Source organism: Lujinxingia litoralis (assembly GCF_003260125.1).
Lineage (GTDB): Bacteria > Myxococcota_A > Bradymonadia > Bradymonadales > Bradymonadaceae > Lujinxingia > Lujinxingia litoralis.
The window spans coordinates 82,931-98,559 of sequence record NZ_QHKO01000009.1; the positions used below are offsets into that span (position 1 = coordinate 82,931).

The following is a 15,629-nucleotide window of genomic DNA, read 5'->3' on the forward strand; positions in this document are numbered from 1 at the left end:
GCTCATATCCCCCCGGGCACCGGCTCCCGGGGTCGACATCCCGCGCTTACGCCAGTCGCCGGCCGACGACAGCTCAGGCCCACCACCTCCTGTCCATCGCACAAACATGCGCATTTAAAGCCGTCCCCCCTCCCAAAACTGCTCATTCACCCCCATCCCGATCACCCAACCCGGTTGCCATCCCCCCTTCGGGTCGCTACTCTCACGCTCAACATTTCGCAACGACTCCGGTGGGGACTTTTTCATCCAGCGCCCAACGCCCTAAGCCCCCGCCACACCCGCTCAAGGAAGTTCCGACGTATGAGCACCGACCAAACATCGCTCGCCGACTGGCTGCGCTCCGAGCGCACCGCCGCGGGCTTCTCCATCCCCCAACTCGCCAGCGCCATCAGCGCCTCCCCCGACGATCTCAAAGCCTGGGAGGCCGGCAAAGACGTGCCCACCGTGGCCATGATCCACGCGCTGCGCGAGGTCTTTAAAGCCGCGGCCGCCTCCGAGCCGTCGAGCGCCAAGAGCGCCAAAGCCTCCGACGCATCAGCCGAGCGCTCCCGCGACATCGACTTTGAAAACAAACTCTTCAAAGCCGCCGACAAGCTCCGCAACAACATGGACGCCGCCGAATACAAGCACGTCGTCCTGGGCCTGATCTTTCTCAAATACATCTCCGACGCCTTCGAAGAGCGCCACGCCGCACTCGAAAAAGAGCCCCACGCAGACCCCGAAGACCGCGACGAATATTTAGCCGACAACATCTTCTGGGTGCCCCCGGCCGCCCGCTGGTCCTACCTGCAGAGCAACGCCCGCCAGACCACCATCGGCAAACTCATCGACGACGCCATGGTCGCCATCGAGCGCGACAACCCTCGCCTCAAAGGCGTGCTCCCCAAGCGCTACAACCGCCCCGCCCTCGACAAACACACCCTCGGCGAGCTCATCGATCTGATCGGCAGCATCGGCCTGGGCGGGCGCGAGAACCGCTCCCGCGACATCCTCGGGCGTGTCTACGAATACTTCCTCGGCCAATTCGCCAGCGCCGAAGGCAAACGCGGCGGCCAGTTCTACACCCCTCGCCCCGTCGTCCAGACACTCGTCGAAATGCTCGCCCCTTACCGCGGCCGCGTCTACGACCCCTGCTGCGGCTCAGGCGGCATGTTCGTCCAGAGCGAAACCTTCATCGAAGACCACGGTGGCCGCCGCGAAGACATCAGCGTCTACGGCCAGGAGTCCAACCCCACCACCTGGAAGCTCGCCAAGATGAACCTCGCCATCCGAGGCATCGACGCAGACCTCGGCGGCCAGCACGCCGACACCTTCCACGAAGACCTCCACAAAGACCTCAAGGCCGACTACGTCCTCGCCAACCCGCCCTTTAACTCCAGCGACTGGGGCGGCGACCGCCTCCTCGACGATCCCCGCTGGAAGTACGGCGTCCCCCCTACCGGCAATGCCAACTACGCCTGGATCCAACACTTCCTCCACCACCTCGCCCCCACCGGCACCGCGGGCTTCGTCATGGCCAACGGCTCCATGTCCACCCAGCAGAGCGGCGAGGGCGACATCCGCCAGAAGCTGGTCGAGGAAGACCTGGTCGACTGCATCGTCGCGCTGCCCGGCCAGCTCTTCTTCAGCACCCAGATCCCCGTCTGCCTCTGGTTCCTCACCCGCAACAAATCCGGCGGCGGCAAAACCGCCTTCCGCGACCGCCGCGGCGAAACCCTCTTCATCGACGCCCGCAAAATGGGCGAGATGATCTCCCGCACCCAACGCGAGCTCACCGCCGACGACATCCAAACCATCGCCGGCACCTACCACGCCTGGCGCGGCGATCAGGGCGCTGACCACTACATATCCATAAAAAACCTCTAAACACTTTATTTTATACAACAAACCCTATTTCACTTTAAAACCCGACCACTAAATAAATAGACAACACAAACCCTATGGCAAAAAAACCAACAAACAACCCTTTACGCCTTCTCCATTGCGATGACCAAAACTGCCATGGGTTTGTTATTGAAATACTACACGAACAAGCTCTCGCCGATGCTATTGCTCGAGTTATGATGCAACGTCACGGGGCAGCATTAAAAGTCCTTACTGGCAAACCAGCACCCGTAAAACTACCACTAGATCAAATTGAAGACATAATCAGCAAACGAATCCGTATCCGATCCGATCATCGCGACGGGCTGTTATTTCAACTAATCACCTGGCTAGCCTCGCATCTAGACGCTACGCAACACGACGTAGTCCTTCCACCTCAAATTCGTACCGCAGACAAAGGGCAAGATTCGATCATAGTACACTTAAGTAGCGCTAAATCTATCGCAGCAGTCTCAATATGTGAAGATAAAGCTACAATTAACCCTCGAAGCACTATAACTAAAAAGGTCTGGCCAGAAATATTAGAGTACGAGAATGGTGGCAGAGTGGACGAGTTACGAGAACACGCAATTTCAGCATTAGTTCAACAGCATATCGACCGATACATCGCAGAAGAGGTTGCTAGTACTATTTTATGGGAGGAGGCTCGGCGTTACAGAGTTCGCATAACCGCAAGCGAAGAAGAAAGACCCCCTTCAGGACGAACCCACATGTTTAATGGATTTAGTGAAAAAGCGCCGGGAGAAAAAATTCGGCGGCGAGGAGAAACCCTCCATATAAACAACGTTAGAGAGTGGATGAATCAATTTGCTAATAAAGTAGAGCAATCGCTAATGGCAACTGTCGAAGAGAAAGATAATGTTTGACCCAACTACTGAAAACTTTATCCAACAAGCCCGGCAACTTCGAAACCTCGATCTCGAAGAGCTACCACAACTACTTACGGAAGCTTATGCGAAAGTTGTGACTGCACGCTTACGCCTTGCAGATCCAAGCGGTGACTACAATCCTGAAGACAATGAATGGAAAAACCAAATCCGAGTTCTTGAAAAACTTGCATCTACCTATGAAGTAGTATCTCTACTTTTACCGGAATCTCACGAACAGCTTCCACCAACAGCGTTTGTGGCAGCTTCAGCACATTACGCAAGGAGCCGGTTTGCTCGAAAAGTTAAAAATCAACACATCGACTCCCATTTAGATCGATGGCACTTAAGTCCAGAAATATCGGCCGCGATTCTTTTCATAATAGGGGAACATCATGCAGACGCAGCCGAAGTCGGAAAGCTACTTGCACCGCATGATTCAAAACTAAAAAAACCTTCAAGACCCGATCGCTTCGTAGAGAAAGCATTATCACTTCTTGTAGCCGGTGATGGAGCATCACTCGCAAACCTGACCGCATTAAATTTTACATTCAACCTATCTCAAGACGACATTGAGGACCGCGCCGTTGACCAACTATGGATCCACTTATTCAACGGTATACGCGCGCTAGCCTCAACAATTCTCGGCAACACAGACGAAGATCCACAATATTACTTTCAACTCGTAGACGACGCCACGGCGATAAATCGGGAATTCACTCCACTATCCGACTCAAGCGAATTTTCATTTTATGCCCCTGGACCTCGCCACCTGGCATTGTTGTTAAAACGAGCCAGCAATGGTCTTCTTCTGGCTTCTGTTACAAAACTAGGCCCACCACAGGCCGTTAATCCCCATCAGTGGCGTGCATTTACAACACACTATGCGATTGAAAAACCGATACTTTGGAAAAATCATACGAAAGCAATTCGAGAAGGGATCTTGAACACAGGTCAATCTGCCGTTCTGTCGTTTCCCACTGGGGCGGGAAAATCGACAATGGCGGAACTTCGCGCTGTTACGGAGGTTTTACGAGGACGGAATGTCCTCTATTTAGCCCCCACTCGCGCACTAGTAAAACAAGTACAACGAAAAATGACCCAAATCTTTGAGCACATGAGCGATGTTCATGTGTATGGATCGATTGAAATAGACCCATCGAGCATTCCAGATGCAAACGTATTAATTATGACACCAGAAGCATGTCTGGCACTACTTTCTGGAAATAGTGAAGCGTTTTCTAACTTAGGCCTTTTAGTTATCGACGAATTTCATAACCTTTCTGGCGTTTCGATAGATCAAGCAGCAGATGGAAATTTACCAAGTCGACGCGCGATTGATGCCACACTAGCGCTTACGCGGTTGGTCGACAGATATCCGAAAATTGATGTTCAATTACTCTCCGCTATGGTCGCGAACGGACAGAACGTGGCCGATTGGATATCATCACTATTAGAGCGAAACTGTATTGCCTGGCAGGACCAATGGAAGCCAACACGCCAGGTTCGCGGCGTCGTGGCATATAATAAACAAGAACTAAATGAACTCCAAGATAAGCTAAACCTATCCAAGCAAAAAAAAGAATCCATCAACGCCGTTAAGCCAAAAATGACCGCTGTTCCATGGGGCGTATTTTGCCATCGGCAAATATGGAACTCTACTGCCACATACCAAATAATTCGATTGCTCTCCGAGTCTGTAACATTAAACATTTCAAAATGGTGGAAGCTAACCGCCAATCGCAATTTTGTGGCGGCAAAACTTGCTGCTGCACTTATTCGCGCAGGGATAAGACCAATAGTTTTTGCGCAGGACATTCGAGCAGTTGGATCAATTGCCAAGACCATAGCAAATGAGTTACTTCCCTTTACTCTTGAAAAACCTCCTGTCGACTCCATTAAACGGGCAATCGCACTTGAAGAACTTGGCAGTGCTAAAGCATTAATTTCTGCGAAAGGGGGTATTGTCGGCGTCCACCACGCTCTTTTATTACCAGCAGAACAAGAAGCGATGGAGGAATCTTTCTGTACATATAAAACAATGGTGGCAATGGTCACGACTTCCACGTTGGCACAAGGCATGAACTTACCTGCGGAAGTAGTCGTTCTTGCGGGCGATAGTCGATGGGAAGTTGATGAATTTGGTCAAGGAACGCATGTGGGATTACCCGTGCATGAAGTTCTAAATGCTGCTGGACGTGCCGGACGCGCAGGCATGTATGCTCACGGACTTGTCGTTATTGTTCCAAGCGAGTCAATATTTGCCATAGAACAAAAAGAAGACGGCACAGAGTTCACTGGCTTAAATCGTGCTATGGAGTTATTAGGCAAACCAGACCAATGCTTTAATTTTACAGATCCAGTGGAGCAGCTTTTAGACAAAATCACTACAAATGACCCACTCCCTAGTTTATGCACTTACTTTTTGCGCCGATTTGAACGAATTGATGATGACACAGAAGACCATTTAAACACTAAAATACTGCGTTCAACTTTTGGATATTTTAGCTCTCAAGGCTCCAAAAGAAAAGAATACGAAAAATTAATAAATACCGCTGTATGGAAAGCTAAAAACCTAAAAGAGTACGAAAGGATTGAATCAATCCACCTCGACATAGCAAGCTCCATGGGGGTTGATCCGGCGGGTATTCATATATTAGATGCGCACCTTCCTGAACCCGATGAAGCACTACACTTCACGGTATCAGATTGGACCCGGTGGCTAACATCCCACTTACAAGAGACCCCTCTACAACTGGAAACATTACTCTACCTTCAAGCATCTGGCCTACTTCAAATCTTCGGCGAGAACAAAGAGAACGATACATATCTCTCAAGGTTAACTGCAATTACGGATGGACTTCACATTACTATCCCTGCGTGGATTGAAGGAATGCCTCTTATCAAAATTGAAGAACTTTTATTTCGACACAGCGGAAGAAAAAAGCGATCCAAACAACTTGATCTTTCCAGACGTTTTCACAATCAGACCAGCCGAGCTCTTGGCAGCGCCGCAACGCTGCTCCAACGCGTTTGGAACGCGCGTTATAGCTCAGGTGTTCAACACATACCTCTTTCGCTTGAAGTATTGCCTGAGTGTGTTCGCTTCGGCTTAAATACACCCGAAAAATTGGCGCTATATTATTTACTTTCTGCTCAAGGCCCAACTTCCCGAGTCGCCACACATAGGCAGTTTTCACTCATTCAAGACATCATAGACCAAAGCCCCTCAAAAGAATCGTTTTCCGGTGTTCGTATTCGAGTAAAATCTGCTGCGGAAGCTGCCGGACTAATCGAAACGCCTGACGACATTTAGGTGGTCACCGCCTTTTTTCTCTTTAAATACAGCCTCACACACCAAAAAACCATGTAAGCGTTCACCCACCTGACCAACTTCCGCGCGCAAACGCCCCTGCGTGGTTTGGTGAGCCGGCGATGGTGTTGATCCTATCAAACTATGGGCGAGACACCACGAGACTGGCGGGATGAGCGTATCGCGGAGCTGGAGCAACTGCTGCACGAAGCGCTGCAACGTATTGCAGAGCTTGAGCGGATGCTCGACTTAAACTCGCAGAACTCTTCAAAGCCGCCCTCCACTGACAACGAACGAGCACGCAAGAGGCGGCCGCGTAGAAAGCCTTCCGGCCGCGCGCCAGGTGGACAACCGGGGCATCAAGGCCATTGCCGCGAGTTGTTGCCCGAGGAGCAGGTCGACCAAATTCAACAACATATCCCGCCGAGTTGTCGCGAATGCGGCCAGGAGTTGTCGGCGCAGGATGCCACCGGTCGTCCGACGCGCCATCAGGTCTTTGAACTCGTGCCGAAACTGGTTGAGTGCACCGAACATCAAATCGTCTCCTGCCGGTGTCCGGCCTGTGGCGAAACCACGCGAAGTGTATTGCCCGCCGAGATTGCTCACAGCGGGTGGGGCCCGCGACTTGTGAGCTTAAACAACACACTCTCAATCATTTGCCGAGATAGCCGACGTATTCTGCCCCCCTGACAATCNCACAGCCCAACTCGCCGCGCGCCGTCGTGTCTACGAGGCCGCGAAACGCCGCCATCCCCAGCGTTGGACCGGTGCAGTCCGCTGTTGGGAGTCCCCGGCTGAGGTGTATCTGAACCCCTCAAAACTCACGCGCTCCAGGCTCGAGATGGAGGGCTGTGCGTAGTTCGATGAGGCGGCAACTATGTTGACACTCACCGCGTTCGAGTACGAGATCGAGCCCGAGCCCGAGCCCGAGCCCGCGTTCGAGATCGAGCCCGCGTTCGAGATCGAGCCCGAGCCCGAGCCCGAGTACGAGATCGAGCCCGAGTACGAGATCGAGCCCGAGTACGAGATCGAGCCCGAGTACGAGATCGAGCCCGAGTACGAGAGCGAGCCCGAGCCCGAGCCCGAGCCCGAGCCCAGGCACGAGCCTCAGTTTTCGCTCGCGTATCGTTGTTCCCCAGGAACCCGCACGAACATCCTTCCCACAACACCCTCCCAGCCGCACACAGTAAGCGCGTGAGTTGCGTGGCACGCGCTATCTGGTTAAACAGCCTACCTCCCAACGAACATATCTGGCCGGTAGGCGGCCAAACCCCCGGGGAGTTTTTTCTAATGATTTGGAGGAAGTGATGAAGCGAATGCTCTCTAACGTTCTGTTGATTGTCCTGATAGCGGCGGCTGCCGCGTGTGGTGAGTCCGAGCAGCCCGACGGCCCGACCCGGGTCGAGCAAGACGATTCCGCCAAAGCCCAACTCGCCGAGGCGCGAGCCCGAATCGACCGTTTCTTCTTCGATGCTGAGCACTTCGACTGCCTCTGCGAAGCGTCGGCCGATGGTGTAGAACCCGCGGATGTCTGCCCCGACGATAACGCCGAACCCGCCCCCGATGTCGCGACCGATACCGCTTGCGTGCTCACCCGCATTGAGGCCGACCCTCCCCCGGAAGGCGATCTCTCGCCCTACGCCTCCTGCGTGGACAACGCCGTCTCCGCGTTTGAAAGCTGTCTGGAAGACCCCGACCTCCAGACGTGCACAGACGACGCCGCCACCGATCGCGATGCCTGCTTCCAGGCCGCGCAGCAGCAGGGCAGATCCTGTGATGACGACCATGCGTCCTTCGCGGCGTGGTTTGAAACGATCGACGAGGACGTAGTCGCGGAGTGTGGGTTGGAGCAGTGAGTTGGGCTTGCCTGTGATCCGAACGTTCCGGGACGACGCTGGCTGCGCTCGGTTGGGGGGGCGCGCGCGTCGTTGTTGGGTGGTTGTGTGGTTAGGTGGTTGTGGGACGCCGGGGTTTGCGGTGGGGGTCGATTTGAGTGCACCCCTCGCGAGGCACGCCTTTCGAGTACGAGCCCGAGCCCGAGTACGAGTACGAGCCCGAACCCAGGCCCCCAAAGCGAAACATGTCCCTCGAAGGCCGGAAGGTTCCGCCCCTGGAGGCAAAAATTTCCCTCGAAGGCCGGAAGGTTCCGCCCACCTTGTGAAAAATTTGCGCCACATGCCGGAAGGTTCCGCCTCTTTCGTGGTCGTACATCAAAAAAAGGCGGAAGGATCCGCCCCCCGGGCGAAAATTTTCCCTCAGATGCCGGAACGTTCCGCCTCACCCCTCCAAATCCCCGCGCCGCAACAACTGGGCGTTCAACGCCACAATGATCGTGCTGGCGGACATCAGCACCGCGCCCACCGCCGGCGAGAGCAGAATCCCCCATGCGTAGGCCGCGCCCGCGGCCAGGGGTAGTGCCACGATGTTGTAACCGGCCGCCCACCACAGGTTCTGCACCATCTTCCGCCGCGTCGCCTTCGACAACGCCACAATCCGCGGGATGTCGCGGGGGTCGGAGCGCACCAGCACGATGTGGCCTGCTTCCACGGCCACGTCGGTGCCCGCGCCAATGGCTACGCCCACATCGGCGGTGGCCAGCGCGGGGGCGTCGTTGACGCCGTCGCCGACCATCGCGACCGTTTTGCCCTGGCTCTGGAGCTCTTTGACCTTGTCGGCCTTATCCTCGGGCAAGACCTGGGCAAAGACCCGGTCGATGCCCAGCTCCCGGGCCACCGCGTCGGCCACCGCCCGGGAGTCGCCGGTGAGCATGGCCACCTCGATGCCTCGGTCGTGGAGCGCCTTTACCGCCTCGAAGCTCTCCTCGCGAATCGCGTCGGCTACGGCAAAGAGCGCCACCGCCCGCTCGCCATCAATGAGATAGATCGCCGTCCGGGCGTTCTCTCCGGCCTCGACCGCCGCTTTGCGCAAGGCTTCGGGCATCTCCACCCCCTCGACCATCCCCGGTCCGCCCATGCGGTAGGTCCGGCCATCGACGGTGGCGACGACGCCTTTGCCCGTGATGTTCTGAAAGTCCCGGGCGTCTGGAACCTCCAGGCCTCGCTCCCGCGCGCTTTCCACAATCCCGCGCGCGATCGGGTGTTCCGACTCCGCCTCCACACTCGCCGCGATGCGCAGCGCCTCGTCCTCGCTGAGTCCCTCGGCGACACGCATCGAGACGACGCGAAACTCCCCCAGGGTGAGTGTCCCCGTTTTATCAAAAATCACCGCGTCCAGGTTTCGGGCTTCCTCCAGCCCTCGTCGATCGCGCACCAGCAGCCCCGAGGCCGCTCCCATCGACGTGGAGATGGCTACGACCAGGGGCACCGCAAGCCCCAGGGCGTGGGGGCAGGCGATGACCAGCACGGTCACCACCCGCACGACGGTGAAGTTGATGGAGGCCCCCACCAGCAGCCACACGACCAGCGTGATGAGCGCCGCGCCAATGGCCACCGCGGTGAGCCAGCGCGCGGCGCGGTCGGCCAGCACCTGGGAGCGCGATTTGGAGTCCTGCGCTTCGGCCACAAGGCGCATGATCCCTGAGAGTTTGGTGTCTTCGCCCGTCTGGGAGACCCTCACCCGTAGCGAGCCTTCGCCATTGATCGTGCCGGCGATCACCTCATCGCCCTGGTGTTTTCTGACGGGCTCGGATTCGCCCGTGATCATCGCCTCGTTCACGGTGCTCTCACCCTCGGCGATCGTTCCGTCGACAGGCATCCGCTCACCGGGGCGCACCAGCACCCGGTCGTCTGGGGAGAGCTGGTCGACGCTGACCTCCTCGCGCTCCCCCTCGACGATGCGCGTGGCCTTGTCGGGCAGGAGCTTTGCGAGCTCCTTGAGCGCGCCTTCCGCGCTGGCGATCGAGCGCATCTCGATCCAGTGGCCGAGCAGCATGATCGTGACCAGCGTGGCCAACTCCCACCACAGTGGCGAGGCGTCGAAGCCCAGCTCGACCGCCACGCTGAAGACAAACGCCACGGTGATCGCCAGCGAAATCAACGTCATCATGCCCGGGAGTTTGTCCTTGAACTCCCCCCAGGCGCTCTTCAAAAAGACCATCCCGCCATAGAAGAAGACCACCGTGCCCAGCACGGGCTCAATCCACGAAGAGCCCGCAAAACTCGGCGCCTCATACCCCAGCAGATGCTGGATATGCTCCGACCAGTAGACCACCGGCAGCGTGAGCAACAGACTCAGCCAGAACTTGTCGCGAAACATCGCGACGCTGTGGCCGGCGTGCTTGTCGTGACCGTCGTGTTTGGCGTGGTGGTCGTGGTCGTGGTCGTGGTCGTGATCGATGGGGGCGCTGGACATGGATGGGAAGTCTCGTCATTTCCGGGACATGTACTCGGGTGCCGAGCGCCCCAGGCCGACGCTGGCTGCGTCGTCAGGGATGAAGCGGTGGCGCTGCCACAGCTTCATCCCTACCTCCTTGCTGGACTTCGCCCTGGATGCGCTCGGGTTGGGGGGTATGCGGCGATGGGTCGCCAGAACGAGCCCGACCCCTCAGATTCCACGGCCATCCCGACCGTCGTTCATGCGCCGCCCATCATCGGCATCATCGGGCACTGACCCTCCTGCTGCATCATCCGGGCGTGGTTCTGCATCATCTGGTAGAGCGCATCGACCTGGGAGGCGTCGGCGGGGGTAAAGGTCAGTCGCGCCCCATCCTCAATGGGTTCACTGTTGAGGGTGACGCCCGCCATCATCTCCATCATCTCTCCGCGCATCTGCCGATGCTCTTCGCTCATCTGCTCGTGGTGCATCTGGCCGCCCTCGCCATGGCCGTGGCCCTGGTGCATCTGCCCGTCCTCGCCATGCATCATCGCGTGATGCTCGGGCATCCTTGCAACGCGCGCGCGAAGCTCCTCGACATCACCGGTGGTGGTGAAGTCCATCGCCACGGCGTTATCGAGGCGGACGATCTCCCGGGTGGTGCCCTCGACCTGCATCGGGCACATCTGCTCCATGCGATTCTCCATGCCCTCCTGCGGGCTGGCCTCGGCGTTCTGAACTTCAGTCTGGGCCTGCTGAGTCTGCGTGCTCATCTCGTCGCTCCCAGACGTGCCGGGGGTGCTGCAAGCGCTCAGGCTGATAAGGAGAAGGATTGAACATACACCGCTAAACATGTGCTTTTTCATAGCATGCCTCGTAGGAAGTGATGTTTCATGGATTCATTGCGTCGCTTGCTTTTCTTTCGCGCTCAGACGTCCTCCAATCCGGGATACGTCGTGCCGGTGGCTGCGTTTGGTGCGCACCAACTCTTGGAACGAGAGCGCTGAAGGCAAATGTTCAGCGCTGCGCGGCGCCTCGAACGCGCGGGCTACATCGCGGGAGCCCCGGCGGCCGCCGGGCGAGTGTCCGGAGCCACAAAGGAGCGCAACCTCAACCCGTTCCCCAGCACAAAGGTGCTGCTTATCGCCATCGCCCCGGCGGCGAACATCGGCGACAAAAGCACGCCGAAGACCGGGTAAAGCACGCCGGCGGCCACCGGAATCAAGGCGGCGTTGTATGCAAAGGCCCAGAAGAGATTCTGTTTGATGTTGCGCAGCGTGGCCTGCGAGAGGGCGATGGCGTTGGGGATGCCGCTCAAGCTTCCGCTCATCAACACCACGTCGGCCGCTTCAATCGCGATGTCGGTGCCGGTGCCGATGGCCAGCCCCACGTCGGCCTGGGCCAGCGCCGGGGCGTCGTTGATGCCGTCGCCCACAAACGCGACCTTGAGGCCCCGGGCCTGCAGGCGTTTGACGGCGTCGGATTTACCCTCGGGCAAGACTTCAGCGAGCACCTCGTCGATGCCGAGCTGCGCGGCAATCGCCTCGGCGGTGCGCCGGTTGTCGCCGGTGATCATCGCCACCCGAAGCCCGAGCTTTTTCAGCGTGCGAATCGCCTCGGGCGTCGATGGTTTGATCGGGTCCGATACGGCAAGCACTCCTGCGAGCGCGTCGTCGATCACGATGTAGAAGGGCGTTTTACCCTCGGAGGCCAGGCGTTCGGCGTCGTGCGCAAAGATCGTGGGGTCGAGTCCCAGACGCGTCACGTAGCGGTCAGCCCCCAGCGCGACCTGTCGCTCGCCAACCCTGGCCCGCACGCCAAAACCGGCCTCCGCCTCAAAGTCGCTCGCGGGCAACGCGGGCAGCTGTCGTGCGGCGGCGGCCTCCACAATCGCCCGCGCGATGGGGTGCTCTGAGCCCCGCTCGACGGCGGCGGCCAGCTGCAACACCTCGGCTTCGTTAAAGCCACCCTGAACAAAAAAATCGGTGAGGGTGGGGCGACCCTCGGTCAGCGTGCCGGTCTTATCGAGGGCGACGATGTCGGCCTCTTGCAGGGTCTGCAGGGCGTCGCCCTTGCGAAAGAGCACGCCCATCTCGGCGGCTTTGCCCGTGCCCACCATGATGGAAGTAGGCGTGGCCAGGCCCATAGCGCAGGGGCAGGCGATGATCAGCACCGAGACTGCCGCCACCAGCGCCGAGGTCAACGCCGGGGCGGGCCCCAGCCACAGCCAGGCGCCGAAGGTCAGCGCGGCCAACACGAGCACCACCGGCACAAAGACCGCCACCACCTTATCGGCCAGCGCCTGAATCTGCGGCTTGGTGGCCTGGGCCTCCTCCACGGTGCGAATGATCTGCGCCAGCACCGTATCGCCGGCGACCCGCGTCACCCTGAACAAAAAGGTTCCGTGCCCGTTGATCGTGCCGCCCACCACCTGGGCCCCTTCGCGCTTCTCGACCGGCAGGGGCTCCCCGGTGATCATGGACTCATCCACATAAGACGCCCCCTCCACGACCTCCCCGTCCACCGGCACCCGCTCGCCAGGGCGCACCCGCACCACATCGCCCTCGCGAACCTCGGCCAGGGGCACCTCCACGTCTTTGCCGCCACGCACCACCCGGGCGCGTTTGGGCTGAAGGCCGACCAGGCGGCGAATCGCCTGGCTTGTGCGCCCCTTCGCCAGCGCCTCCATGTACTTGCCGGCGAGTATGAGCGTGATGATCACGGCGGAAGCTTCGTAGTAGACGTGAAGGGAGGCGGCGGGCAGCACCCCGGGCACAAAGGTCGCCACCACCGAGTAGCCGTAGGCCGCGCTCGTCCCCAGCATCACCAGCGTGTTCATGTCGGGGCTTAAGCGCCGCAGCGCCGCCCAGCCCGCGCGGTAAAAACGCCACCCGGGGCCAAATTGCACGGCCGTCGCCAGCACAAAAAACACCATCCAGAGCGTCTGCCGCTCAATGACGCCCATCAGCCAGTGATGCGCCGCGGGCACCATCATCGGCACCATCTCGAGCAGCAGCAGCGGCGCGCTCAAAAGCGCGGCGATGCCCAACCTCCGCCGCAACTCGCCGAGCTCCTCTTCGCGCGCGGCCTCCTCCACCGCTCCGCGATCCTCCTCGGCCAGGCGCGTCACCCCGTAGCCCGCCTCCCGCACGGCGGCGGCGATGGCCTCCAGATCGATGCGCCGCGGCACGAACTCCACCGTGGCCCGCTCGGTCGCCAGGTTCACCGACGCGCCGGCCACGCCCTCCAACCCGGCGATCGCCTTCTCCACATGCCCCACGCACGACGCGCAGGTCATGCCTTCAATTCTCAATGTTTCGGTGACGTTGCTCATGCTCAAAGCCCTCGCACTGCAAAAAGATGGGATGGTCACTCGCGCATCAACGCGCTTCACCCCTGCAGACGCAGGCCCCCCCGGCCGCTTACACCGCGGCGATAAAAAAAGACCCGCAGCCACCTCGGTGGCTGCGGGTCTTTTTCAATCAGCAAAAACCTTTGTGTGAAGCGACCTCAGGGGCTGCAGGTGCAATCCAGACACCCCGCGGCCGCACACGCCCCGCAGGTCTCCTCAATCCGACCCTTGAGCTGCTTTCTCGCCCGGTGTCGCCGCACATTCAGATTATTGGTCGTGATGCCCAGCTCCGCGGCCAGCTGCTCAGTCTCGGCCTCGCCAAGCTCCACGGCTTCGATCATCTCCTGATACTCATCTTTGAGCGTCGGAATGAGCTTGTGAAAGCACTGGCAGACGTTTTTGCGCGCTGCGGGCGTCTCCCTGGTCTCGGCCTCCCGGGCGTACTGCCCGACGTACTTCTCCCGGGTCTTCCGACGACGCTGCCGGTCGATGATGGCGTTGCGCAGGATCTGATAGAACCAGGCCACGACCTTCGCCTCATCGTCGAGCTGATCCAACGAACCCATCGCCTTGATGAGGCTGTCGTGCAGGATGTCCTCAGCGGTCTGTGCATCGGAGACGCGGGAGCGAACAAAGCCCAGAAAGGCGTCGCGATGCTCCAGAAGCGTCGCTTCGAGCGCGGCGTTTGAAGCGTTTGAAGTGGGGGTCGTCATGGAAGGGCCTCGTTGGTGGCGGGGCGGTGCGCTAACACAAGGTTCAACACATTTGGGCGTTCGGCTCTTTCTAGCCCTCGATTTCGCCGACCACCTCGTAGTCCGCGTCCACGATGGCTTTGGAGATGGCATCCAGGGTTGTGGCGTCGTCGCGGAAGGCGACGGTGACCTGTTCCTTGTCGAGGACGACGGCGACCGTCTCGACGCCCTCAAGCGCGCCCACGGCCTTCTCGACGTGTTTGGCGCAGTTTCCGCAGCTCATGCCTTTGACGTGCAGGGTTTTTTGGGTGGTGCTCATGGTGATGCTCCTCTGGGTTCGGTGTGTGTGGGCGACGAATCGCCGGCTTGCTCGCGGGCCTCGGCGCGTGTTTTAGCGCGAATCTCCGGCGGTGCGAAGGCGCGCAGGCCGGGGCTTTCGGTACGAGAGACGCGCGCCGGCGGGAGAGGTTACAGGGAGGTGGGGATTTTTTTGGGGGGGGGCGAGCGCCCCAGGACGACGCTGGCTACGTTGCTGCGTCGTCGCGGTAGCGCTGCTACACGCTCCTCCTTGCTCCTTGCCAATCGTCGCCCTGGATGCGGCTCGGTAATGTCGTAAGCGAGTACGAGTACGAGTTCGAGCCCGAGCTCGAGTTCGGTGAGTGTCAACATAGTTGCCGCCTCATCGAACTACGCACAGCCCTCCATCTCGAGCCTGGAGCGCGTGAGTTTTGAGGGGTTCAGATACACCTCAGCCGGGGACTCCCAACAGCGGACTGCACCGGTCCAACGCTGGGGATGGCGGCGTTTCGCGGCCTCGTAGACACGACGGCGCGCGGCGAGTTGGGCTGTGTCGTGGCCGTGATGCNCGCCCTTCGCGGAGCCTTTACGACGAAAACCTCCGCCTTCGGGCGCCCTCGGGTGAGGTTCTACCCCCCATCGGGCCGCCCCCGGGCGCCTCTCACCGTGCATTGGCAACGAGCGTCTCGCGCCTGACGTGCGCTCCCCTTTGACGTCACAGGCAGAGAGGCCCCGGTGATGCGCAAAGCTCTGCAGGGAGAATCGGCGATCAACCGCATAAACACCGGACCTTGCGCTTCTCTCGGTCGGTACAGGGTCGGTACAGCGCCGCCGTCGAGTCGCTCGCTCTATCGGAGCGCCAGGTGCGCAAAGCCGTGCAGATCGGGAGCAGGAGAATCGACGATCAACCGCATAAACACCGGACCTTGCGCTTCTCTCGGTCGGTACGAGGC

General features: G+C 59.2%; 11 protein-coding genes. 6 read left to right on the plus strand and 5 right to left on the minus strand.

Going from position 1 to position 15,629, the window contains the following annotated elements; all coding sequences use genetic code 11:
• Positions 1-300 precede the first annotated feature (300 nt).
• The 6 genes from DL240_RS16260 (at position 301) to DL240_RS16280 (ending at position 7,919) form a co-directional block, all read left to right on the plus strand.
• Complete coding sequence (locus DL240_RS16260; protein WP_199589843.1) at positions 301-1,866, plus strand: N-6 DNA methylase; 1,566 nt, start codon at positions 301-303, stop codon at positions 1,864-1,866.
• A 74-nt stretch (positions 1,867-1,940) separates the two neighbouring features.
• The gene (locus DL240_RS19750; protein WP_146618357.1) at positions 1,941-2,750 is read left to right on the plus strand and encodes a hypothetical protein; all 810 of its coding nucleotides are present in this window, start codon (positions 1,941-1,943) and stop codon (positions 2,748-2,750) included.
• Entirely contained in the window at positions 2,743-6,066 is a 3,324-nt protein-coding gene (locus DL240_RS16265; RefSeq protein ID WP_111731007.1) for a DEAD/DEAH box helicase, read from the plus strand. Before DL240_RS19750 ends, DL240_RS16265 begins: the two co-directional genes overlap by 8 nt.
• A 141-nt stretch (positions 6,067-6,207) precedes the next feature.
• Positions 6,208-6,753 (plus strand): DUF6444 domain-containing protein, encoded by a 546-nt coding sequence (locus DL240_RS20990; protein WP_430673511.1) that lies wholly within the window; start codon positions 6,208-6,210, stop codon positions 6,751-6,753.
• 187 nt (positions 6,754-6,940) lie between these two features.
• A complete protein-coding gene (locus DL240_RS16275; RefSeq protein ID WP_199589844.1) occupies positions 6,941-7,261 on the plus strand; it encodes a hypothetical protein in 321 nt (106 codons plus the stop codon).
• Positions 7,262-7,370: 109 nt separating this feature from the next.
• A complete protein-coding gene (locus tag DL240_RS16280) occupies positions 7,371-7,919 on the plus strand; it encodes a hypothetical protein (RefSeq protein ID WP_111730957.1) in 549 nt (182 codons plus the stop codon).
• A 421-nt stretch (positions 7,920-8,340) separates the two neighbouring features.
• Here DL240_RS16280 and DL240_RS16285 read toward each other — a convergent pair whose 3' ends face one another.
• From DL240_RS16285 to DL240_RS16305, 5 genes are all read right to left on the minus strand, one after another.
• Positions 8,341-10,374 carry a heavy metal translocating P-type ATPase gene (locus tag DL240_RS16285; RefSeq protein WP_199589845.1) on the minus strand — a complete coding sequence of 678 codons (2,034 nt, stop codon included), beginning with the start codon at positions 10,372-10,374 and terminating at the stop codon, positions 8,341-8,343.
• Positions 10,375-10,595: 221 nt separating this feature from the next.
• The gene (locus DL240_RS16290; protein ID WP_146618358.1) at positions 10,596-11,108 is read right to left on the minus strand and encodes a hypothetical protein; all 513 of its coding nucleotides are present in this window, start codon (positions 11,106-11,108) and stop codon (positions 10,596-10,598) included.
• Between the two features lie 275 nt (positions 11,109-11,383).
• Positions 11,384-13,669 (minus strand): heavy metal translocating P-type ATPase, encoded by a 2,286-nt coding sequence (locus DL240_RS16295; RefSeq protein ID WP_111730959.1) that lies wholly within the window; start codon positions 13,667-13,669, stop codon positions 11,384-11,386.
• A gap of 176 nt (positions 13,670-13,845) precedes the next feature.
• Positions 13,846-14,400, minus strand: a complete 555-nt coding sequence (locus tag DL240_RS16300) for an RNA polymerase sigma factor (RefSeq protein WP_158542651.1) — start codon at positions 14,398-14,400, stop codon at positions 13,846-13,848.
• 70 nt (positions 14,401-14,470) lie between these two features.
• Entirely contained in the window at positions 14,471-14,698 is a 228-nt protein-coding gene (locus DL240_RS16305; RefSeq protein WP_111730961.1) for a copper ion binding protein, read from the minus strand.
• Positions 14,699-15,629 lie beyond the last annotated feature (931 nt).